This is a genomic window from Enterobacter sp. TCD1-1, from assembly GCF_020567405.1.
Taxonomy (GTDB): domain Bacteria; phylum Pseudomonadota; class Gammaproteobacteria; order Enterobacterales; family Enterobacteriaceae; genus Enterobacter; species Enterobacter quasiroggenkampii.
In genome coordinates, this window is record NZ_JAJCXF010000005.1 from 1 (window position 1) to 21,803 (window position 21,803).

Below are 21,803 nucleotides of genomic sequence, written 5' to 3' on the forward strand. Positions count from 1 at the left end.
GAGAATACGTCTTCGATTGGCAGCAGGAATGGCTTGTCAATCGCACGCTCTGGTTCTGGGATGTAAGAATCCAGGAAACCAGCCAGTTCGATGATTTTCGCTTCCCACTCTGCGTCGCCTTCCAGCGCTTTCAGAGCAGAACCACGAACGATTGGGGTATCGTCGCCTGGGAAATCGTACTGAGACAGCAGTTCACGAACTTCCATCTCTACCAGTTCCAGCAGCTCTTCGTCATCAACCATGTCGCACTTGTTCAGGAACACGATGATGAAAGGAACGCCTACCTGACGACCCAGCAGGATGTGCTCACGAGTCTGAGGCATTGGGCCGTCAGTCGCAGCAACAACCAGGATCGCGCCGTCCATCTGCGCAGCACCGGTGATCATGTTTTTAACATAGTCGGCGTGGCCTGGGCAGTCTACGTGTGCGTAGTGGCGAGTCGGGGTGTCGTACTCAACGTGAGAGGTGTTGATGGTGATACCACGAGCTTTTTCTTCTGGTGCGTTATCGATCTGGTCGAATGCACGAGCAGAACCACCGTAGGTTTTTGCCAGAACGGTAGTGATTGCAGCGGTCAGCGTTGTTTTACCATGGTCAACGTGGCCGATAGTACCGACGTTAACGTGCGGTTTTGTACGTTCAAACTTTTCTTTAGACATCGATTGTCCCTCTAAGACACGGATAAATCGGTGATATCACCACATCAACCAGGCGAAATGCCTGAATTGTTGAATACAGTAAAATTGAAACAGAGAGAAACGGGAAGGAGAAGTGAAGTGGTGCTGATACCCAGAGTCGAACTGGGGACCTCACCCTTACCAAGGGTGCGCTCTACCAACTGAGCCATATCAGCACGTATTGGAGCGGGCAGCGGGAATCGAACCCGCATCATCAGCTTGGAAGGCTGAGGTAATAGCCATTATACGATGCCCGCATCCTGAAACTCGGCTACCCAGTTCTTTCTGTAACAAAAAAAGAGATTTCTCTCTTTTTCAGTTTGAGCTGGCTAATTTTTCCAACCAGCTCCGGCGGCATTTACGCTGCCAGAAAGTGGTGGTGGGGGAAGGATTCGAACCTTCGAAGTCTGTGACGGCAGATTTACAGTCTGCTCCCTTTGGCCGCTCGGGAACCCCACCGGACTTGATGGTGCCGACTACCGGAATCGAACTGGTGACCTACTGATTACAAGTCAGTTGCTCTACCTACTGAGCTAAGTCGGCATCAAGTAGCGCGCATTCTATGGATACCTGCGCGGTCATGCAACTAAAAATTTGCATAAAACGTTCTTTCGCTCACATTTTATGCGAACGAAGCGCTAAGCGCTGTAAAAGTAGTCATTGCGGGTCAAATAATCAACATGCACGCGTGATTTACACTATATACACCATAGCGTGACGGCTTCCGCGTAACGCAGCGCTATCCATCTTTTTTCTTATTATTCCTGCCATCTGGTGTTAACCTCCTGCCCATTGTCCAAAATTAACTGTGTGATGAGCCACGATCCGGCAGTGTAGCGCTGGCTCACTGAAGCATGCTTATGAGCAAAAAAGAGCAAACGTTAATGACGCCTTATCTTCACTTTAACCGCAGCCAGTGGGCTGCCCTGCGTGATTCCGTCCCTATGACGCTGACGGAAGGTGAAATCGCACGGTTAAAAGGGATAAACGAAGATCTGTCCCTTGAAGAGGTGGCAGAAATTTATCTCCCCCTCTCTCGCTTGCTTAACTTCTATATCAGCTCGAACCTGCGTCGTCAGGCGGTGCTGGAGCAGTTTCTCGGGACGAACGGTCAACGCATTCCTTATATCATTAGTATCGCAGGCAGCGTGGCCGTGGGTAAAAGTACCACCGCACGCGTTTTGCAGGCGCTGTTGAGCCGCTGGCCGGAACACCGCAGCGTGGAGCTGATCACGACCGACGGCTTCCTGCATCCAAACGAAGTCTTAAAAGAACGCGGGCTGATGAAGAAGAAAGGCTTCCCGCTCTCTTATGATATGCACCGTCTGGTGAAATTTGTCTCCGACCTGAAATCCGGCGTGCCTCACGTGACAGCGCCGGTCTATTCGCACCTGATCTACGATCGCATCCCGGGTGGGGATAAAACGGTGGTCCAGCCGGATATTCTCATTCTGGAAGGTCTGAACGTGCTGCAAAGCGGCATGGACTATCCTCACGACCCGCATCACGTCTTTGTCTCGGATTTCGTCGATTTCTCTATTTACGTCGATGCGCCGGAAGACCTGCTGCAGAACTGGTACATCAACCGCTTCCTGAAGTTCCGCGAAGGGGCCTTCACCGATCCGGACTCCTATTTCCACCACTATGCTCAGCTTTCTGAAGAAGAAGCGATCAATGTGGCGACGGGGCTGTGGAATGAGATCAACTACGTGAATCTCAAAGAGAACATCCTGCCGACGCGCGAGCGTGCGAGCCTGATCCTCACCAAGAGCGAAAAGCACGCCGTCGACCAGATTCGCCTGCGGAAATAATAAAGCAGACATAAAAAAACCGGCTTAACGCCGGTTTTTTTCGTTATGCATGTGGCTTCTCGCCGTTTTCATCCTGATCGACCGCAAAGCAGGCCACCAGCTGGCCGCCATAATCCTTCAGCTGCGGCTGTAGCTGGGTGCAGGGGCCAAAGCGACGGCTGCAGCGGGCATTGAATGCACATCCCGGCGGCGGATTTAACGGGCTTGGCAGCTCTCCCGTCAGCTTAATACGCTCACGACGATCGTCCGGGTTCAGACGCGGCGTCGCGGACAGCAGCGCCTGGGTGTACGGGTGACGAGGGTTATTAAAGATCTGGTCTTTGGTCCCCTTCTCCACGCAGCGCCCCAGGTACATCACCATCACTTCATCGGCAATATGCTCCACCACCGACAGGTCGTGGGAGATGAACACGTAAGAGAGTCCCAGCTCCTGCTGCAGATCCATCATCAGGTTCAGCACCTGCGCACGCACGGAGACGTCGAGCGCCGACACCGGCTCGTCGGCAATCACCACGTCCGGGTCAAGCATCAGACCGCGTGCGATGGCGATACGCTGACGCTGACCACCGGAGAACATATGCGGATAGCGGTCGTAATGCTCGGTTTTGAGGCCGACCTTCGCCATCATCGCCAGCGCTTTTTCACGGCGCTGCTCTTTGCTCAGATTGCTGTTAATCAGCAGCGGTTCTTCCAGAATCTGCCCCACTTTTTTACGCGGGTTCAAAGAACCATACGGGTTCTGGAACACAATCTGGATTTTCTGGCGACGCAGCTTCTGCGCCTGCGGATCGTGCTTGAGCAGATCCTGGCCCTGATAATAGAGCTCACCGCCGGTCGGCACTTCAATCATCGTCAGCAGACGGCCCAGCGTCGATTTCCCGCAGCCTGACTCTCCCACCACCGCCAGCGTTTTACCGCGTTCGAGGTTAAAGGAGACGCCGTCCAGCGCTTTCACCAGGCGTTCAGGGGCAAACAGTCCCTTCTTCACCGGGTAATATTTTTTCAGGTCGATGGCCTGCAACAGCGGCTGTTGCGTGGTGGCCTGTTGCGTACTCATAGTGTTGGCCTCCCGGCATCATCGAGTGGGTAGTGGCATTTCGACTGACGACCGTCAGCCAGCTGGTTCAGCTCTGGCTCTTCCGCCCGGCATTTGTCCGTCGCATACGGACAGCGCGGATTGAGCAGACAGCCCTGCGGACGGTCATATTTACCCGGCACCACACCCGGCAGCGATGCCAGACGCGCTTTATCCTGAGCAAACTCCGGCAGCGCGCGTAAAAGCGCCTGGGTATACGGGTGACGCGGCGCGCGGAAGATATCGTGCGAATTTCCGGTCTCGACCACCTGGCCGGCATACATTACGATGATTTTGTGTGCAGCTTCGGCCACCAGCGCCAGATCGTGCGTAATCAGCACCAGCGCCATATTCTCTTTCTGCTGCAGCTCCAGCAGCAGCTCGATGATTTGTGCCTGAATGGTCACATCCAGCGCCGTCGTCGGTTCATCCGCAATCAGCAGCTTTGGCCGACAGGCAATTGCCATGGCGATCATCACGCGCTGGCTCATCCCGCCGGAAAGCTGGTGCGGGTAAACGTCCAGACGCGAAGCCGGGTCAGGAATACCCACCTGATTCAGCAGATCGATCGCCCGCTGACGACGGGTTTTCTTATTCCCGCCCTGGTGCACCTTAATCGCTTCCATAATCTGGAAACCGACGGTGTAGCACGGGTTCAGGCTGGTCATCGGATCCTGGAAAATCATCGCCACTTCCGCGCCCACCAGCTGGCGGCGCTGTTTTTCAGAAATGCGCTTCAGGTCCTGACCGTTGAACTGCAGGTTTTCCGCCATCACGCGGCCCGGGTAATCAATCAGCCCCATGATCGCCAGCGAGCTGACGGACTTACCGGAACCGGACTCCCCAACGATACCCACCACTTCGCCCTGATTGACGCTGTAGCTGATGCGGTCCACGGCGCGAAACGGGGTGCCTTCATCGCCGAAGTGCACCGATAATTTATCTACATTTAATAACGCCATCTCGTGCCTCTTACTGCTTCAGTTTGGGATCAAGCGCATCACGCAGGCCATCACCCATCAGGTTAAATGCCAGCACCGTCAGCAGGATTGCCAGACCCGGGAAGGTGACAACCCACCAGGCGCTTTGTGCGAACTGCAACACGTCGGAGAGCATGGTGCCCCACTCCGGTGTTGGCGGCTGCGCACCCATGCCCAGGAAGCCAAGAGCGGCCATATCAAGAATGGCGTTAGAGAAACCGAGCGACGCCTGAACAATCAGCGGCGCAAGGCAGTTCGGGAAGATATTGACAAACATCTGACGCATCGCACCGGCCCCCGCTACGCGAGACGCCGTGACGTAGTCGCGGTTCACTTCCACCAGCACCGCCGCGCGGGTTAAACGCACGTAGTGAGGAAGCGCCACGAACGTCAGCGCCAGGGCGGCGTTACCGATCGACGGCCCGAAGATCGCCACCAGCACCAGCGCCAGCAGCAGGCTTGGCAGCGCCAGCATGATGTCGACGATACGCATGATGATGTTATCAACAATGCCGCCGAAGTAACCGGCAACCAGACCCAGTACGATCCCCATAATCAGGGATAACACCACCACCAGACAGCCGACCAGCAGCGACAGGCGCGCACCGTACATCAGACGCGACAGCACATCGCGGCCCACATCATCGGTCCCCAGCAGGTGCGCCAGGCTACCGCCGTCCTGCCAGGCAGGAGGGGAGAGCAACGCATCGCGGAACTGGTCCGCCGGGTTGTACGGCGCAAGCACGTTCGCAAATACCGCAATCAGGATCATGATAGCGACATACACCAGCCCCACCACCGCGCCTTTGTTGCGCTTGAAGTAGTGCCAGAACTCCTGCATCGGCGTCATCGGAACCGGTGCAGCAACAACTTTGTTTTCAGAAACCTGTGACATGATGGCCCCTTACTTCTTATGACGAATACGCGGGTTCACCACGCCGTACAGCAAATCGACCAGCAGGTTGACGAGGATAATCATCGTCGCGACCAGCAATACACCGCCCTGCACAACCGGATAGTCACGGCGCTGCAGCGCGTCAATCAGCCAGCGGCCCAGGCCCGGCCAGGAGAAGATGGTTTCGGTCAGGATCGCCCCCGCCAGCAACGTCCCCACCTGGAGACCAATAACGGTCACTACCGGCAGCATGGCGTTACGCAGCGCATGGACGATGATGACGCGCATACGCGTCAGGCCCTTGGCGCGGGCGGTGCGGATGTAATCCTCACCCAGCACTTCCAGCATCGATGAACGGGTCATACGGACGATCACCGCCAGAGGAATGGTGCCCAGCACCATGGCAGGCAGGATCATATGCGCGACGGCATCCATGAAGTTGCCCTCTTCACCCCAGATAGCCGTATCAATCAGCATAAAGCCGGTGAGCGGGTTGGAGTCGTCCAGGAAGACCATATCGCTGACGCGCCCGGAAACTGGTGTCAGGTTAAGCTGCACCGAGACCAGCATGATCAGCATCATGCCCCACCAGAAGATAGGCATGGAGTAGCCGGTCAGCGCGAGGCCCACGGCGGTATGGTCAAAAATAGAGCCACGCTTGACGGCAGCCAGTACCCCAACAGGGATACCCACCGCGGTGGCGAAAATCATGGCGCAGACGCCAAGCTCCAGTGTCGCTTTAAAACGCGGCACGAACTCGTCCCACACCGGAAGACGGCTTTTCAACGAAATCCCTAAATCACCGTGCAGCACGCCCCAGATATAGTGGAGATACTGCTGCCACATCGGCTTATCGAGGCCGAGTTCAGCCAGCAGCTGTGCATGGCGCTCAGGGGAAATACCACGCTCGCCCGCCATAATCATTACCGGGTCGCCGGGGATCATATGGACGAAGGCAAAAGTGAGAAGGGTGATACCGATAAACGTGGGGATAACAAGTCCCAGACGTCGGAGGATGAACTGCAACATAACCCGGATTCTCTCTGATGACGCACGCCCAGTGGCGTGACGTCTGTATTGCTCACAAATCTTATCCCCTCTCCTTTCAGAGAGAGAATTAAGCACTGCTGCCGGGTGGCGCTACGCTTACCCGGCCTACATACCGTAGGCCAGTGCAAGCGCAGCGCCGCCTGGCGTTGCTTTTAATTATTCAACCGATACGTTTTCGAAGTGGTGTTTGCCCAGTGGATCAACCACGTAGCCTTTCACTTCTTTACGCACTGGCTCGTACACGGTGGAGTGAGCAACAATCAGCGCCGGAGCCTGATCGTGCATAACAACCTGTGCCTGCTTGTACAGTTCAATACGTTTGTTGTGATCGTCGGTCGCACGCGCCGGCTGGATCAGGTCTTCAAACGGCTTGTAGCACCAGCGAGAGTAGTTAGAACCGTCTTTTGCCGCCGCGCAGCTGAACAGGGTGGCGAAGAAGTTGTCCGGATCCCCGTTATCACCGGTCCAGCCCATCATGACTGCCTGGTGCTCACCCGCTTTGGCACGCTTCAGGTACTCGCCCCACTCGTAGGTCACAATCTTGGCCTGAACGCCAATCTTAGCCCAGTCAGCCTGAACCATTTCTGCCATACGGCGTGCGTTCGGGTTGTACGGACGCTGTACCGGCATCGCCCACAGCTCGACGGTGAAGCCTTTATCCTGGCCCGCTTCTTTCAGCAGCGCTTTCGCTTTCTCAGGATCGTAGGAGTAGTCTTTAACGTCGTCGTTATAGCCCCACATGGTTGGTGGGATCAGGTTTTTGGCTGCAACGCCAGCGCCCTGGTAAACCGCCTTGATAATCGCTTCTTTGTTCACCGCGTAGGTCAGCGCCTGACGCACTTTCACGTCATCAAACGGTTTCTTCTCGGTGTTGAAGGAGAGATAGCCCACGTTCAGGCCAGCCTGCTCCAGCAGGTTGATGTTCTTGTCCTGCTTCATGCGGGCGATGTCTGCCGGGTTCGGGTATGGCATCACCTGGCATTCGTTTTTCTGCAGTTTTGCATAACGTACGGACGCATCAGGCGTGATGGAGAAGACCAGACGGTCAATCTTCGGCTTGGTGCCCCAGTAGCCTTCGAATGCTTTATACAGAATACGGGAGTCTTTCTGGTACTGCAGCAGCTGGAATGGACCGGTACCGATTGGGTTCAGGTCGACTTTCTCCGGCGTACCGGCTTTCAGCATGTTGTCCGCGTACTCTTTGGACAGAATAGAGGCGAAGTCCATGGCCAGGTCAGCCAGGAACGGCGCTTCAGGACGCGTCAGCACGAACTGAACGGTATTATCGTCCATTTTTTTCACTTCAGAGATCAGATCCGGCAGGCCCATCCCTTCGAAGTATTCATAGCTGCCGCCAGAGACTTTGTGGTACGGGTTCTGGGCGTTTTTCTGACGGTCGAAGGAGAACACAACGTCGTCGGCATTAAAGTCGCGCGTTGGTTTGAAATCTTTGCTGTCCTGCCACTTCACGCCCTGGCGCAGGTGGAAGGTATAGGTTTTACCGTCTTCGCTGACGTCCCACTTCTCAGCCAGACCCGGAATCACTTCCGTGGTGCCGGTTTTGAATTCAACCAGACGGTTATAGATCGGTACAGAGCTTGCGTCGTACGTCGTACCAGAGGTAAAGAGCTGTGGGTTAAAGCCTTCCGGCGAGCCTTCAGAACAGTAAACCAGGGTTTTTGCCTGTACGCTTGCTGCCACGGTCATAGCCACCAGGCTCAGACCAAGCTTCAGCATCCCTGACTTCTTCAAGGAAATACTCATTATTCTGCTCCAATGTGATGTTTTGCTTTGTTGTGTTACGCCGCCAGACCTTTATTTATTTTTTACCCGGTCCGGTCGGAGGTGCCCGAAGGCGTTAAAGGGATGGAGAATCCTTTCAGAAGAGCGTTTGAGTTGCAGCGCAGATCGTCCCTGAAATGCCCCTCATGCCCTACAATCTGTCAACAGAATGTGAAAACGTCAATACAGGTGACGGGGATTTACGCTGAGTGTGAGAAACCGCAAACAAAGATTAAAAAAACCATGAGCGCCAGTTTTCAGCAGGGAAATTTATGCTACTCGCCATGTTGCAGCACAACTCTCTCCCTATTTCGCCACAATCAGTGATTAACTTTTATTCAGAATGGGTAAATTTTCTTGCAGAATGGTGATTATCTGAGCACTAAATACCGCGAACGTTAAAACGCACAGCGAAAAATGCTGAGGTTATCCATAAGCAACGCGAAAAAAGATCAATCTATATATAAAAAAATACAATGGATTATGTCACAAAATCGTTAACAGACAGGGAGAAGCCGGTCTAACAGGCGTTTTGGATACTCTGGTGGGGTAAGGTCATAATGCAAAAAGGGCTAACCTTGCGGTTAGCCCTTTTCATAATGTGGTCGGCGAGAGAGGATTCGAACCTCCGACCCACTGGTCCCAAACCAGTTGCGCTACCAAGCTGCGCTACTCGCCGAATGCGGAGCGCATCTTACTGCTGAGGTGCGCCCCCGTCAATCCCTTATTTTCAAAAAGCCATTCAACTGGCGATATTCTCGCCAGAGCAGCTACTGCGCGGCTTTTGCGCTGTTATCGGGGAGTTTACACCAGTTGTTGTTTTCGTTAATTCCACCATCCGGTGAGGTATAGCCGAGACAACCCATTATGGTGTCATACAGCTCAACGTGACGACGCGGCACCTTCATCTCCGCCTCTTTCTTCAGCTGAGCAAACATCTTCGCTTTCTCCGGGTCTTCCAGATACTTGTCGGACATCCACACCATCATTGGCACGCGGAACTGCTCCGGCGGCGCCATCTTGCGTGGCGTACCGTGGAGATGCTCGTATTCATTGATGGATTCACCGTGGTCCGCCGCATAGAAGACAATCGCTTTCTTATCACGAACCTGGTCAATCACCGTATCAATAAAGTGATCCACATACATCACGGAGTTGTCGTAGGAGTTAATCAGCTGAGCCTTGGTGCAGTCTTTATCCACCCCGACACATTCCGGCGTCCATTTGGCAAAGCTACGCGGATAGCGTTGGGTGTAATTAAAGTGCGACCCTTTGGTATGCAGGATGATCATGTGCTTGCCATCAGGCTTACCGTTGAGAGAGAGTTTCATCTCATCTATCAGCAGCATGTCATCGACAGGTTTTCCACGGTTGCGCGCCTCTGCGCCAATCTGCTCGCGGTAGGAAATGTTTTGCGCCATGGTGTTGCTGTAGAACCACATCTCGCTCTGCATCGCATAGAGGTCAGACGTAAATCCAAGCTGATGCAGCACCGAGAAGACGTTTTGCTCTTTTAGCGTACGCTGCGGGTTGTCGCTCGCCCCGCCCTCGCGCACAAACATGCAGCGCAGGGAGAGCTTGGTGGCGGTATCACAGGAATAGCCACGATAGGCAATCAGGTTCTTTTCCTGCGCCAGTTTCGGCGTGGTATCTCGGTTATAGCCGAGAATACCCATATGATCCCAGCGCGTGGTCTCTCCGATAATAAAGACGACGTAGGTATCGTCGATATCCTTTGGCGCAACATAGGTAAATTTCTTCGCCGGGTTTATCAGCGACTTATTATCCGAGGATTCATCCACCTGCGCCCACGCATACAGCCCCAGCGCGGAGATCCAGTTAGACGGCAAATACGAGTTGGCGACCACACCGCCATAGCTTGGCAGATCCACGCCGGAGGTACGTTCATCATTCTTCTGCTTCACTTCCAGCAGGCGAATCGGCCCCCAGACCATCAGGCCCGCCAGCAACACCACGGCGACGCTTCTGAATCGCTTTCCGGGCGTGCGGATCTGGTGAACCAGCGTGTAGCGGCAGCGGTTGCTCCAGATGAGCAGCAGCGGCAAGGCGCTGACGGCCACCAGCCAGAGAATAAAGTGGAGCCCTACAACCTCTTTAGAGAGGTCGATATCCGTGGTCATCACCGAGGCAATAATGCCGTAGCCAATCACCACGTTCATAAAGGTCATGTAATAGCTGGCACCCGCCGAGCACAGCACGATAAACGTTGCCAGCACTCGCCACACGCGACGGCCAAACAGGGTAAGAATACGGAATAAAAAGAAGGTGACCAGTACCGCAGCGACCAATTCGACAACCGCTGCAATTCCTTTCCAGACGGTAAAATCATGCGCATAACCGTCAAACCGACGAAAAAAAACTGCGCCATTCATAAACAGGCCGATGTACAACGCCAGCAAAAAGCAGAGCTTTTGTTGTGCCATCGATTTAATGTATTTCATGCAAGCTACCCGGAACAAGGGACAGTACCACCGCCCACGCTGATTATTACGTGGGCAGATTACATATACGCACAGGGGATCGTTCAGTGAAACGACGACAGGCGTGGTAAGTAGACCACAGAGGAAGGGAAAAGTGGCAGCAGAGTGTGTGATCGGTACAGTTATTTACAAAAAACACTTCAGGAATTTGACAACGCCAGCAAAGCCTCGGTTTTCACATAAGAAACAGGCCGGATAACCGGCCTTATTTAACGTCTCAGGCGTGCACCTCTTTGAAGACTTCACGCTGCGGCTGACGAATCGTCGTGGACAGCGCCAGCGAGATAATCAGCAAGGCAAAGATCACGCAGAAGGTCACGTAGAACCCGCCGAACAGGGAGGCAATCAGCGAGCCGCAGATACTGCCAATCCCGAAGCCCAGATAGATAACCCCATAGTTTTTCGCCAGATTGTTCAGGCCAAAGAACTCGCTCACCAGTGACGGGAAGACGGTAATGGTGCCGCCGAAGTTAAAGGCCACGCAGGCAATCGCCGCGAAGAAGGTGGCTTCATTCAGCGGAGCAAACAGCAGCGCCGCCATACCGACCAGCGAAACCACCTGCCCAATCGTAATCACGCGGATGCGGGCAATTTTGTCAGACAGAATACCGAGGACCAGACGACCTGAGAGGTTAGCAATGGAAATCACGGTCACCGCGTTGGCCGCCGTGGCTGCATCCAGTTTCACCATCCCCTGCGCGATATCTTTCGCCACGCCGATGACATACAGACCGCTCATGCAGGCCGTCAGGAACATCACCGCCAGCATCCAGTACTGTGGCTTACGCATGGACTGCGCGAGGGTGAAGTCGTTCTCCACCACGCCGTTTACAGATTTCACTTCCTGCTGCGGCGCATCTTTCATCAGCGTGGCGCCGAACAGAATCATCACCAGCACGATAGCGCCCCAGATCATGAAGGTTTTTTCGAGACCGACGGACGCCAGCAGATGGGCGTCGATAAATTTGAACCCGAGGCTGCCTAAACCGTAAGAACCAATGGCAAACGCGGAGATTAAGCCTTTACGTTCCGGGAACCACTTCACGCAGTTTGACAGCGTCAGCAGATACCCCGCACCGTCCGCCAGCCCCACCAGCACGCCAGCGCTTAGCCACAACATCATCAGGTTGCTGGAATGCGCGGTCAGGAAAAAGCCCAGCCCCAGCAGGATACCGGACGCCATGGTCACGCGCTTCACGCCAAAACGCTCCTGCAGCTTGCCCGCGACGGAAGATGAAATCGCCAGACCCAGGCTCAGCAAACCAAAGGAGAACGCGACCTGACTGACCGGGGCGCCGAGTTTGTCGGAAAGCGCGCTGTTAAACAGGCTCCAGGTATAGACCGACCCCAGCGCAAACTGAGTGACGATGGTACCAAAGAGCGTGAGCCAGCGCGTGCGGTTATAGGTTGATGTGTTCATGGCAGTTGTCCTGCAAGAGAAATTAAGGAAGTTCGCTGAGGACAACGATAAACAAAACCTTAATATGCCTGGGGTAAAACGGCATGAAATGCAGGCGGAACGGAATGAAATGCCTGGAATCGGGAATGAATGACCTGGCACGGGAATAAAGCGATAGCGTGTTAGTACCTGCTATCGCTGTAAACCCTGTGGTTGTTGTATTCGAGATGTTATCGTAACGTTTAAAAAAGTAACAACTCTAGAAATTCGCGCTGACGCCGAGGGTGTATAAAAACTCCTCACCGGTAGTGGTATGCTCCCCCTGAGCCAGCGACGCATAGGCCGCCATGTGCGTATTAAAGGGAATATCCGTTCCTACGGTGACATCCATCCAGCTACCGTTTTGAGCAGGGGCGGGCGTTTGTGGCATACCAAACTGCGATTTCCACTGATTTTCACCAAACTGCTGGTTATAGCTGATCTGCGCCCAGGGCCGGAGATCGCCGTACTGGGTATTCACGCGCCACCCCAGCGTGCTGATGCTGGCATGCCAGAGCGGGTCCGTGACTGACTGTGTCGACGCGCTATCCCCAAACTCGTTGATCATCATGGGAGCCGTGCCGTCATAACGCCACGCCACCACCGGGCCAGTGGTGATGCGCGCTGAAACGGGAAAATTCCAGCCCACGCTCATCGCCCCCTCTGCCGTACTGCCAGACGGTATATTCAGGGCAAGACCCGGGGCGTTTTGCGAAGACTGAATACGCTCAGCGAGAATATCCTCATAGCGCGGTTGGTGATCCGCGTCCCATGTATAGCGTTCCGCCGTATTATTTTGGGCGTCTGAAACGATATATTCCTGTTGCCAGGCAGACGCTGTATTACAAAAAAACAGGCAGGCTGAAATTCCCACCAGGCCAGACACAGCATGGCGACCACTGATTTTTTTTATCATCATCAACGCGACCCCAGAGAGAGCCGAATTCGGCGATATTTGTCGTTATTCAGGAAGAGCTTATAGCCCTGTATTAACTATTGTCTTTATAGTAAACACGTCAAGCCGGTCAGAACGAATTTTTTGCAAAATCAGTATCAATAAGGGAGATGACGGATGGAACGTTGCGGTTGGGTAAGCCAGGATCAGCTTTATATCGACTATCACGATCGGGAATGGGGCGTGCCGGAAACGGATGGCAAAAAGCTCTTTGAGATGATCTGCCTTGAGGGCCAGCAGGCGGGGTTGTCATGGATTACGGTACTGAAGAAACGCGAAAATTACCGCAACGCCTTCCATCAGTTCGATCCCGTCGCCGTCGCCGCGATGACCGATGAGGACGTCGAGCGACTGGTGCAGGATGCCGGCATCATCCGCCATCGCGGTAAGATCCAGGCCATCATCGGTAACGCACGCGCTTATCTGGCGATGGAGCAAAACGGCGAATCATTTTCAGATTTTGTCTGGACGTTTGTGAACAACACTCCGCAAGTCACGCAGGCCACCACGCTCGCGGACATTCCAGCCTCCACTCCGGCCTCGGATGCGCTCTCGAAGGCCCTGAAAAAACGCGGCTTTAAGTTTGTCGGCTCCACCATCTGCTACGCCTTTATGCAGGCCTGTGGCCTGGTCAACGACCACGTTACCGGCTGCTTCTGTCATCCGGGAGGCCATCATGATCCGCAAATGGCAAAGTGAAAATACCGCGCCGCTTCTGAGCCTGTGGCTTGAAAGCACTACAGAAGCGCATCCGTTTATCGCGCCGAATTACTGGAAAGAGAATGAGGCCATGGTGCGGGATGTTTACCTGCCCTCCGCTGAAACCTGGGTCTGGGAACAGGACGGCGAACCTTGCGGATTTATCAGCGTGATGCAGTCTCAGTTTGTCGGCGCCCTGTTTGTATCGCCGTCATGCATCGGGAAAGGGATCGGGCGCGCGCTGCTGAACCATGTTCAACAGCGCTTCCCGCACTTAACCCTGGAGGTGTATCAGAAAAATGTCCGGGCGGTGAACTTCTACCATGCGCAGGGCTTTCGCATTGAAGACAGCGCCTGGCAGGATGACACCCAGCACCCGACGTGGATCATGAGCTGGCAGGCGGATCAAACGCCGTTAAGGTAAGCTCTGGACCCGTATATTTCTCGACCCAGGCCAGCGCCGTGTTTCCTGCGCAGCCATTCCCCAGCTTCGAGCTGGGGAGATCTTTGGTCAGCACGTTAACCGCCCCGTTTTTACAGATACCGCCTTCGGCGAGCTCAAGGTCAGGCCATGCGCCCTGATGAATGCAGATCACGCCCGGCTTAATCCCGTCGCTCACCACCGCCCCTGCCAGCACCTGCCCGCGTGAGTTCCAGACGCGCACCACGTCGCCGTCCGCAATCCCGCGCGCTTTCGCGTCGAGGGTATTCAGCGTGATCGGCTCTCGTCCGGCGACCGCATACTGCTCGCGCAGGGAGGTATAGTTAAGCTGACTGTGCAGACGGTGCGCGGGATGGGCAGACAACACCTGCAGCTGATCCGGCCGGGCGTTGCCGTGCCATTCGTCCGGCTCGAGCCACATAGGATGCGGCGGGCAGTCAGCATAGCCAAAGCTGGCGATGCGCTCGCTGTAGATCACAATCTTTCCGCTCTCGGTTTTCAGCGGATGGTTCTCCGGATCGCGTCGAAAATCAGCGAAACGAACAAACTGCGCGTTCTGTTCGCTCTCCGGCATTTCAATAATCTGGTTCGCCTCCCAGAACTCAGCAAATGGCGGAAGCGTCACGCCCTGCGCCGCGCCGCGCTGCCCGGCAATCTGGTAGAACGTCTCCAGCCATTGCAGATCGCTTTTCCCTTCAGTAAAACGCGCCCGACCGCCCGCTTCCCACAGTTCGCTCAGTTCAGCAAACACGTCAAAATCGTCACGCGCTTCATCACGCGGGGCGACAACGCGCTTCATCGGGACCATATGCTGATTGCTGTAGTCGCCGGTCATGGTGAGATCGTTACGCTCAAACGAGGTGGTCGCCGGGAGGACGATATCGGCGTGTTTCGCCGAAGCGGTCCAGAAGCACTCTGAAATCACCACCAGCTCCGGCTTCTGCCAGGCGCGGATCAGGCGATTGGTATCCTGATGGTGCGTGAAGTTTGACCCGCCCGCCCACCAGACAAATTTAATATCCGGGAAGTGGCGGTCCAGACCATTGTGCTGATAAAAACCGCCCGGATTTTCCAGGGCTTCAACAATACGCGCCACCGGGATTTTATCCACCGCATCCACGCCGCCCTGCACCGAGCCCTGCAAAGACGCCAGCACCGCCGCTTTACGCGTGGGGTTGCCGCCATTGGCAAAATGATAGGAGAGACCAAAACCGCCGCCCGGCGTACCGATCTGCCCAAGCATCGCGGCAAGGGTCACAAGCATCCAGTGTTTCTGCTCGCCAAACTGCTGGCGCTGCATCCCCCAGCCGGACATTAACATCGTGGCATTTTTATGGAATAACGCCGCCAGTTCGCGGAGTTTATCCGCAGGAACACCGCAAATCTCTGCTGCCCACTCTGCCGTTTTCGCCACGCCATCGGACTGGCCAGTCAGGTAGTGGGCGAACTTATCGAAGCCGGTGGTACAGCGCGTCAGGAATTCGACATCGTGCCAGCCGTTTTCCACCAGCGTATGGGCGATACCCAGCATCATTGCCACGTCGGTGCCCATATGCGGGGCAACCCACTCGGCGCTGTCGCCGAAGAAATCCAGGGTTTCAGAGCGCATCGGGTCAATGCAGATGATGCGCTTGCCGCTTTTGCGCAGCGCGTCGAAATAGCCAATGCCCTGCTCGTCGCTGGCATTCCAGGCAATTTTCAACGTGTTAAGAGGGTTAGCGCTCCACAGCACCACCACATCGGTATGCTCCAGCACCAGCGGCCAGCTGGTCTGCTGCTGATACACTTCGTTCCCGCCCACGACGTACGGCATGATCGCCTGCGCCGCACCGGTGGAGTAATCCCCCAGATGACCGGTATAGCCTCCCGCCAGGCTCATATAGCGCTGCAGCAGCGTCGACGCCTTATGCAGCACCCCATTAGAGCGCCAGCCGTAGGACCCGGCGAAAATCGACGACGGACCGTAACTGTCGCGAATGCGCTTGTGCTGGGTGTGGATCAGCGCCAGCGCGTCATCCCAGCTCACGCGAACAAACTCATCCTGCCCACGAATACCCTGCGGCTTGTCCGGCGAGGCCAGAAAACCTTTACGCACCATCGGCCAGCGCACGCGCGTTTTGCTATGCACCTGATCGCGAACGACGGTCTGTAAAGAGTTGGGATGTTGTGTTGGCAATGCTCCGCGAGATGACAGAACGTTTTCGCCGTCGGTTTCGACCAGCATCGGCCCCCAGTGGGCGGCGGTCAGAATGGTTTTCGTTGAGGTGCTCAAGCGTGCGCTCCTGGTTGCGTGCAGGTTTACGGCCTTCTTGTTGAGGCCGTTTATGGTTTGTCACAAATTTCAGAGTTATACCCGGAATTTTCTCCGTATCTGGACGTCATAATCAACTGCCACGCTCGCCGTGGCAAAGAATAAAAAGGATTAAGGAAAGAAGATGAAAAAACGCGTACTCGTTATTGCCGCTCTGGTGAGCGGTGCCCTGGCTGTTTCTGGCTGCACAACCAACCCTTACACCGGTGAACGCGAAGCGGGTAAATCCGGCATTGGCGCGGGTATCGGCTCGCTGGTCGGTGCAGGCGTTGGGGCGCTCTCCTCCTCCAAGAAAGACCGCGGCAAAGGCGCGCTGATTGGCGCAGCGGCAGGCGCAGCGCTGGGCGGCGGCGTAGGCTATTACATGGACGTGCAGGAAGCGAAGCTGCGCGACAAAATGAAGGGAACCGGCGTGAGCGTGACGCGCAGCGGCGATAACATCATCCTGAACATGCCGAACAACGTGACCTTCGACAGCAGCAGCGCGACCCTGAAACCGGCTGGCGCGAATACCCTGACCGGCGTGGCAATGGTGCTGAAAGAGTACAACAAGACCGCGGTGAACGTGATGGGCTATACCGACAGCACCGGCAGCCAGGATCTGAACATGCGTCTGTCCCAGCAGCGCGCCGATGCCGTGGCCAGCTCGCTCATCACCCAGGGCGTTGAAGCAAACCGCATCCGCACCAGCGGCATGGGCCCTGCCAACCCTATCGCCAGCAACAGCACGGCGGAAGGCAAAGCGCAGAACCGCCGTGTTGAGATTACGTTAAGCCCAATTCAGTAGGTAAAAGCAAAACGGCAACCCCGTTGCCGTTTTTAGTGTTTGCGCCCTCTCCCGTGGGAGAGGGTTGGGGTGAGGGCATCAGACCGCAACCTCCGGTACGCGCAGCGCCACCGGGCAAATTACTTGATTCGTCCGATTTTCCCGCTAAGGTATTCTCACTAAATTCAGGGAAATCAGTGATGAGCAAACCAGCCCGGGCCACCATCAGCGACGTGGCGAAAGCCGCCAAAACCGGTAAAACCAGCATTTCGCGCTATCTTAACGGCGAGAAACACCTGCTGTCCGATGCGTTGCTGGCGCGTATTGAACAGGCCATTGCCGATCTCGACTACCGTCCCAGCCTCATGGCGCGCGGGCTCAAACGCGGCCGCACCCGCCTTATCGGGCTGATCATCGCCGATATCACCAACCCCTACTCCGTGAACGTGCTCAGCGGTATCGAAGCCGCCTGTCGCGAGAAAGGCTTTACGCCGCTGGTCTGTAATACCAACAACGAAGTCGACCAGGAGCTGCATTATCTCGACCTGCTGCGCAGCTATCAGGTGGAAGGGATTGTGGTCAACGCGGTAGGCATGCGTGAAGAAGGATTAAATCGCCTGCAGCAATCCTCCCTGCCCATGGTCCTCATCGACCGTAAAATCCCGGAATTTGCCTGTGACGTGGTCGGGCTGGACAACACCCAGGCCGCGACGACCGCCACCGAACATCTGATTGAACAGGGCTTCGAGGCCATTCTGTTTCTGAGTGAACCGCTGGGGATGGTCAACACCCGTCGTGAACGCCTGAGCGCATTTCGCGCCACGCTGGAGCGTTATCCCGGCGTGATCGCCGAAAATGCCGAAACGCCGCTGCACGAAGCCGCGCAGCTCGACAACACCCTGCGTCAGTTCCACATGCGCCATCGCGGGATGCGAAAAGCCGTTATCTCCGCCAACGGGGCGTTGACCCTGCAGGTTGCCCGCTCGCTCAAGCGCATTGGCCTGCACTGGGGCAGCGACATTGGTCTGCTGGGATTCGATGAACTGGAATGGGCGGAACTGGCTGGCGTAGGCATTACCACCCTCAAACAACCCACCTGGCAGATTGGCTATGCTGCTGTTGAACAAGTGGTTCGTCGTATTGAAGGCACCAGCGATGCCGTTCGCGAGCAGGTCTTCTCCGGTGAACTGATCGTTCGTGGCTCCACCGCGCGTTAAATTTCCCTTGTGATAGCGATCATAAATTCAACATCCTGACCTTTTCTTTGGAACCGGTTCCATCTAGCGTAATAGTATTGATATGTTGCGATGGAGTCCGAAGATGGGCAGGAAAATTATGGTGGTCACCGCCGCGTACGGTGCGGAACAGGTGCGGCAGGCGGGCGGTCAACGGGCGATGCTTCCCGTTATTGCTGGCGCGGGGGCAGACGGCGTGGAGATCCGCCGGGAACTGTTCAACAGCGAAGAGCTGCTGGCGCTGCCTGCGCTGGGCGAATCCATTGAGCTGCTGGGCCTGCTGGCGTGCTACTCCGCACCCGCCGCCCTGTTTATGCCCGACGGCACCCTCAACCCGGACCTGCCACACTATCTCTCTGAAGCCAACACCCTGAACGCCCTGTGGCTGAAGCTTTCCCTCGGCCATTTCAGCGACACGCAACCGCTCGACGCCCTGCGTACGCTGCTGATTACCAGCGGCATGGCGCTGGTCGTGGAGAACGATCAGACCGACTGCGGACAGCTCGCGCCCATGCAGCGCTTCCAGGCCGCCTGTCGGGAAATGGCGCTCCCCGTCACGCTGACCTTCGACATGGGCAACTGGCTGTGGGTGGGCGACTCACCGGAAGAGGCCGCGCGTCATCTGGCCCCTGCGGTGAGCTATATCCACGTGAAAGCCGCCGTGCCGCATAAAGATAACTTCCGCGCCGTCGCACCGGACCGCGCCGATGCACGCTGGCTGGATCTGCTCGGCCAGCTGCCTGCCGATGCCCCGCGCGGTATCGAATTCCCGCTGGAAGGGTCGGATTTAACCGCCGTTACCCGCCATTACGTCAACCTGCTGCGCGAGGAGTAAACCATGCACAAGACGCTGGATGTCATCACGATTGGTGAAGCCATGGCCATGTTTGTCGCCACCGAAACGGGTGAGCTGAGTGCGGTGGAGCACTTTATCAAACGCGTCGCAGGCGCAGAGCTGAACGTCGCGACCGGCCTGGCGCGTCTCGGCCTGAACGTGGGCTGGGTCAGCCGCGTGGGGGATGACAGCTTTGGCCATTTCGTTCTCGATTCGCTGAAAAAAGAGGGGATTGATGCCGCTGGCGTCACCCTTGACGGACGCTTCCCTACCGGCTTTCAGCTTAAATCCAAGGTCGAAAATGGAACCGATCCCATCGTAGAGTATTTCCGTAAAGGCTCGGCCGCAAGCCACCTCTCTGTCGCGGATTACCACGCCGATTACTTTGCCTCCGCGCGCCATCTTCATCTGAGCGGCGTGGCGGCCGCGCTGTCTGCCAGCTCGTATGAACTGCTGGATCATGCGGCAGCTACCCTGAAAGCCCAGGGCAAAACGATCTCGTTCGATCCGAATTTGCGCCCGGTGCTGTGGAAAAGCGAAGCGGAAATGGTGGAGAAACTGAACCGTCTGGCGTTCAGGGCGGACTGGGTTCTGCCAGGCCTGAAAGAAGGGATGATCCTGACCGGCGAAAGCACGCCGGAAGGCATTGCCGACTTCTACCTGAAAAAAGGGGTAAAAGCGGTGGTGCTGAAGACCGGTGCCGATGGCGCATGGTTTAAAACGGCCAACGGTGAACAGGGTGCGGTCGCGGCAGTGAAGGTCGAGAACGTGGTCGACACCGTCGGCGCAGGTGACGGCTTTGCCGTGGGCGTGATTAGCGCCCTGCTGGAAGGTAAAACGCTGCCGCAGGCCGTCGCGCGAGGCAACAAGATTGGCTCGCTGGCCATTCAGGTGCAGGGCGACAGCGAAGGATTACCAACGCGAGCACAGCTCGGCGTTTAAATTCTCTCTCCCTGTGGGAGAGGGCCAGGGTGAGGGCAGCAAGCCGCACCAAATAATTAAGCCACCGTGTACCCTACAGACAACGGCGGTAACAACCTCAACAACAGAGGCAAGCCTATGAACAGTTCGACCAATGCAGTAAAACGCTGGTGGTACATCATGCCAATCGTGTTTATCACGTACAGCCTGGCGTACCTTGACCGTGCCAACTTCAGCTTCGCGTCCGCAGCAGGGATCACCGAGGACCTCGGGATCACCAAAGGTATCTCCTCCCTGCTGGGTGCCCTTTTCTTCCTGGGTTACTTCTTCTTCCAGATCCCCGGCGCGATTTATGCGGAACGCCGCAGCGTGCGTAAGCTGATCTTCATCTGTCTGATCCTGTGGGGCGCCTGCGCGTCACTGACCGGTATGGTGAACAATATTCCTGCCCTGGCCGCCATTCGCTTTATCCTCGGCGTCGTTGAGGCGGCGGTTATGCCCGCGATGCTGATCTACATCAGCAACTGGTTCACCAAATCTGAGCGCTCGCGCGCGAATACCTTCCTGATCCTCGGTAACCCGGTCACGGTACTGTGGATGTCGGTGGTGTCGGGCTACCTGATCCAGTCCTTCGGCTGGCGCGAGATGTTTATCATTGAAGGGGTACCGGCGATTATCTGGGCCTTCTGCTGGTGGGTGCTGGTGAAAGATAAACCTGCCCAGGCGAAGTGGCTTTCCGAAGATGAAAAAGCAGCGCTGCAGGCGCAGCTGGATAAAGAACAGCAAGGTCTGAAGGCGGTACGTAACTATGGTGAAGCCTTCCGCTCACGTAACGTGATCCTGCTCTGCGCACAGTATTTTACCTGGAGCATTGGCGTGTACGGCTTTGTGCTGTGGCTGCCGTCCATTATCCGCAGCGGCGGTGAAAACCTCGGCATGGTCGAAGTAGGCTGGCTGTCATCCGTACCGTATCTGGCGGCAACCATCGCGATGATCACCGTCTCCTGGGCGTCGGACAAGCTGCAGAACCGCAAGCTGTTTGTCTGGCCGCTGCTGCTGATTGCTGCCTTCGCCTTTATTGGCTCCTGGGCCGTGGGCGCAAACCACTTCTGGGTCTCTTATACGCTGCTGGTGATTGCCGGTGCCGCCATGTATGCCCCGTACGGACCGTTCTTCGCCATCATCCCCGAGATGCTGCCGCGTAACGTTGCGGGTGGCGCGATGGCGCTGATTAACAGTATGGGTGCACTGGGTTCGTTCTGCGGCTCCTGGTTCGTGGGTTACCTGAACGGTGCCACCGGCAGTCCGTCCGCATCGTACATCTTTATGGGGGTGGCGCTTTTCGCCTCGGTGTGGCTTACTCTGATTGTTAAGCCTGCTAATAATCAACAACACCCTGTCGGCGCTCGCCACGCCTGAATCCTTAAAAA

General features: G+C 56.0%; 18 protein-coding genes and 5 tRNA genes. 8 read left to right on the forward strand and 15 right to left on the reverse strand.

Going from position 1 to position 21,803, the window contains the following annotated elements; translation table 11 throughout:
• The 5 genes from LJA86_RS17815 to LJA86_RS17835 all read right to left on the reverse strand — a co-directional run.
• The coding region (locus LJA86_RS17815; protein WP_229226521.1) for a GTP-binding protein at positions 1-659 on the reverse strand (659 nt) is incomplete at its 3' end.
• 118 nt (positions 660-777) lie between these two features.
• A tRNA-Thr gene (locus tag LJA86_RS17820) sits at positions 778-853 on the reverse strand.
• Positions 854-859: 6 nt separating this feature from the next.
• Positions 860-934 (reverse strand) — tRNA-Gly (locus tag LJA86_RS17825).
• 117 nt (positions 935-1,051) lie between these two features.
• Positions 1,052-1,136, reverse strand: a tRNA-Tyr gene (locus LJA86_RS17830).
• Positions 1,137-1,144: 8 nt separating this feature from the next.
• Positions 1,145-1,220, reverse strand: a tRNA-Thr gene (locus LJA86_RS17835).
• A 317-nt stretch (positions 1,221-1,537) separates the two neighbouring features.
• On the opposite strand from LJA86_RS17835, the gene coaA reads away from it, so the two are divergent.
• The gene (coaA, locus tag LJA86_RS17840; protein WP_021242480.1) at positions 1,538-2,488 is read left to right on the forward strand and encodes a type I pantothenate kinase; all 951 of its coding nucleotides are present in this window, start codon (positions 1,538-1,540) and stop codon (positions 2,486-2,488) included.
• Positions 2,489-2,531: 43 nt separating this feature from the next.
• On the opposite strand, the gene dppF is transcribed toward coaA, so the two are convergent.
• The 9 genes from dppF to LJA86_RS17885 form a co-directional block, all read right to left on the reverse strand.
• Complete coding sequence (dppF, locus tag LJA86_RS17845; protein ID WP_032644494.1) at positions 2,532-3,545, reverse strand: dipeptide ABC transporter ATP-binding subunit DppF; 1,014 nt, start codon at positions 3,543-3,545, stop codon at positions 2,532-2,534.
• Entirely contained in the window at positions 3,542-4,525 is a 984-nt protein-coding gene (dppD, locus tag LJA86_RS17850; RefSeq protein ID WP_008502772.1) for a dipeptide ABC transporter ATP-binding protein, read from the reverse strand. Before dppD ends, dppF begins: the two co-directional genes overlap by 4 nt.
• A gap of 10 nt (positions 4,526-4,535) precedes the next feature.
• Complete coding sequence (dppC, locus tag LJA86_RS17855) at positions 4,536-5,438, reverse strand: dipeptide ABC transporter permease DppC (RefSeq protein ID WP_048028029.1); 903 nt, start codon at positions 5,436-5,438, stop codon at positions 4,536-4,538.
• 9 nt (positions 5,439-5,447) lie between these two features.
• Positions 5,448-6,467 carry a dipeptide ABC transporter permease DppB gene (gene dppB / locus LJA86_RS17860; RefSeq protein ID WP_008502770.1) on the reverse strand — a complete coding sequence of 340 codons (1,020 nt, stop codon included), beginning with the start codon at positions 6,465-6,467 and terminating at the stop codon, positions 5,448-5,450.
• A 177-nt stretch (positions 6,468-6,644) separates the two neighbouring features.
• Positions 6,645-8,252, reverse strand: a complete 1,608-nt coding sequence (dppA, locus tag LJA86_RS17865) for a dipeptide ABC transporter periplasmic-binding protein DppA (RefSeq protein ID WP_229226522.1) — start codon at positions 8,250-8,252, stop codon at positions 6,645-6,647.
• Positions 8,253-8,872: 620 nt separating this feature from the next.
• Positions 8,873-8,949: transfer RNA gene (locus LJA86_RS17870), tRNA-Pro, on the reverse strand.
• A 91-nt stretch (positions 8,950-9,040) separates the two neighbouring features.
• Positions 9,041-10,732, reverse strand: a complete 1,692-nt coding sequence (eptB, locus tag LJA86_RS17875; protein WP_045907857.1) for a kdo(2)-lipid A phosphoethanolamine 7''-transferase — start codon at positions 10,730-10,732, stop codon at positions 9,041-9,043.
• 256 nt (positions 10,733-10,988) lie between these two features.
• The gene (locus tag LJA86_RS17880; protein WP_008502767.1) at positions 10,989-12,191 is read right to left on the reverse strand and encodes an L-lactate MFS transporter; all 1,203 of its coding nucleotides are present in this window, start codon (positions 12,189-12,191) and stop codon (positions 10,989-10,991) included.
• Between the two features lie 238 nt (positions 12,192-12,429).
• On the reverse strand, positions 12,430-13,128 hold the full coding sequence (locus LJA86_RS17885) for an autotransporter domain-containing protein (RefSeq protein WP_048028038.1): 699 nt from the start codon (positions 13,126-13,128) through the stop codon (positions 12,430-12,432).
• 153 nt (positions 13,129-13,281) lie between these two features.
• Between LJA86_RS17885 and tag the strand changes: the two genes are divergently transcribed.
• Both tag and LJA86_RS17895 read left to right on the forward strand, forming a co-directional pair.
• A complete protein-coding gene (gene tag / locus LJA86_RS17890; RefSeq protein WP_063622839.1) occupies positions 13,282-13,863 on the forward strand; it encodes a DNA-3-methyladenine glycosylase I in 582 nt (193 codons plus the stop codon).
• Positions 13,841-14,287 (forward strand): N-acetyltransferase, encoded by a 447-nt coding sequence (locus LJA86_RS17895; RefSeq protein ID WP_229226523.1) that lies wholly within the window; start codon positions 13,841-13,843, stop codon positions 14,285-14,287. The genes tag and LJA86_RS17895 overlap by 23 nt, the downstream gene beginning before the upstream one ends.
• On the opposite strand, the gene LJA86_RS17900 is transcribed toward LJA86_RS17895, so the two are convergent.
• Complete coding sequence (locus LJA86_RS17900; RefSeq protein ID WP_229226579.1) at positions 14,250-16,529, reverse strand: molybdopterin guanine dinucleotide-containing S/N-oxide reductase; 2,280 nt, start codon at positions 16,527-16,529, stop codon at positions 14,250-14,252. The two genes, LJA86_RS17895 and LJA86_RS17900, sit on opposite strands and share 38 nt — an antisense overlap.
• A 211-nt stretch (positions 16,530-16,740) precedes the next feature.
• Between LJA86_RS17900 and LJA86_RS17905 the strand changes: the two genes are divergently transcribed.
• From LJA86_RS17905 to LJA86_RS17925, 5 genes are all read left to right on the forward strand, one after another.
• A complete protein-coding gene (locus LJA86_RS17905) occupies positions 16,741-17,403 on the forward strand; it encodes an OmpA family lipoprotein (RefSeq protein ID WP_024909080.1) in 663 nt (220 codons plus the stop codon).
• 179 nt (positions 17,404-17,582) lie between these two features.
• A complete protein-coding gene (locus LJA86_RS17910) occupies positions 17,583-18,599 on the forward strand; it encodes a LacI family DNA-binding transcriptional regulator (RefSeq protein ID WP_045907861.1) in 1,017 nt (338 codons plus the stop codon).
• Between the two features lie 103 nt (positions 18,600-18,702).
• Positions 18,703-19,452, forward strand: a complete 750-nt coding sequence (locus tag LJA86_RS17915; RefSeq protein WP_229226524.1) for a sugar phosphate isomerase/epimerase family protein — start codon at positions 18,703-18,705, stop codon at positions 19,450-19,452.
• A 3-nt stretch (positions 19,453-19,455) separates the two neighbouring features.
• The gene (locus LJA86_RS17920) at positions 19,456-20,394 is read left to right on the forward strand and encodes a sugar kinase (protein WP_229226525.1); all 939 of its coding nucleotides are present in this window, start codon (positions 19,456-19,458) and stop codon (positions 20,392-20,394) included.
• 117 nt (positions 20,395-20,511) lie between these two features.
• Positions 20,512-21,792, forward strand: coding sequence for an MFS transporter (locus tag LJA86_RS17925; protein ID WP_126534948.1), 1,281 nt, complete (start codon positions 20,512-20,514; stop codon positions 21,790-21,792).
• Positions 21,793-21,803 lie beyond the last annotated feature (11 nt).

Bases quoted from the DNA above. Each gene is read 5' to 3' on its own strand.
- LJA86_RS17880 (WP_008502767.1), bottom strand. From the start codon at position 12,191: ATGAACACATCAACCTATAACCGCACGCGCTGGCTCACGCTCTTTGGT.
- LJA86_RS17900 (WP_229226579.1), bottom strand. From the start codon at position 16,529: ATGCTGGTCGAAACCGACGGCGAAAACGTTCTGTCATCTCGCGGAGCA.
- LJA86_RS17895 (WP_229226523.1), top strand. From the start codon at position 13,841: ATGATCCGCAAATGGCAAAGTGAAAATACCGCGCCGCTTCTGAGCCTG.
- eptB (WP_045907857.1), bottom strand. From the start codon at position 10,732: ATGAAATACATTAAATCGATGGCACAACAAAAGCTCTGCTTTTTGCTG.
- dppD (WP_008502772.1), bottom strand. From the start codon at position 4,525: ATGGCGTTATTAAATGTAGATAAATTATCGGTGCACTTCGGCGATGAA.
- LJA86_RS17885 (WP_048028038.1), bottom strand. From the start codon at position 13,128: ATGATGATAAAAAAAATCAGTGGTCGCCATGCTGTGTCTGGCCTGGTG.
- dppC (WP_048028029.1), bottom strand. From the start codon at position 5,438: ATGTCACAGGTTTCTGAAAACAAAGTTGTTGCTGCACCGGTTCCGATG.
- LJA86_RS17915 (WP_229226524.1), top strand. From the start codon at position 18,703: ATGGGCAGGAAAATTATGGTGGTCACCGCCGCGTACGGTGCGGAACAG.
- LJA86_RS17925 (WP_126534948.1), top strand. From the start codon at position 20,512: ATGAACAGTTCGACCAATGCAGTAAAACGCTGGTGGTACATCATGCCA.
- tag (WP_063622839.1), top strand. From the start codon at position 13,282: ATGGAACGTTGCGGTTGGGTAAGCCAGGATCAGCTTTATATCGACTAT.
- coaA (WP_021242480.1), top strand. From the start codon at position 1,538: ATGAGCAAAAAAGAGCAAACGTTAATGACGCCTTATCTTCACTTTAAC.
- dppB (WP_008502770.1), bottom strand. From the start codon at position 6,467: ATGTTGCAGTTCATCCTCCGACGTCTGGGACTTGTTATCCCCACGTTT.
- LJA86_RS17910 (WP_045907861.1), top strand. From the start codon at position 17,583: ATGAGCAAACCAGCCCGGGCCACCATCAGCGACGTGGCGAAAGCCGCC.
- LJA86_RS17905 (WP_024909080.1), top strand. From the start codon at position 16,741: ATGAAAAAACGCGTACTCGTTATTGCCGCTCTGGTGAGCGGTGCCCTG.
- dppA (WP_229226522.1), bottom strand. From the start codon at position 8,252: ATGAGTATTTCCTTGAAGAAGTCAGGGATGCTGAAGCTTGGTCTGAGC.
- dppF (WP_032644494.1), bottom strand. From the start codon at position 3,545: ATGAGTACGCAACAGGCCACCACGCAACAGCCGCTGTTGCAGGCCATC.
- LJA86_RS17920 (WP_229226525.1), top strand. From the start codon at position 19,456: ATGCACAAGACGCTGGATGTCATCACGATTGGTGAAGCCATGGCCATG.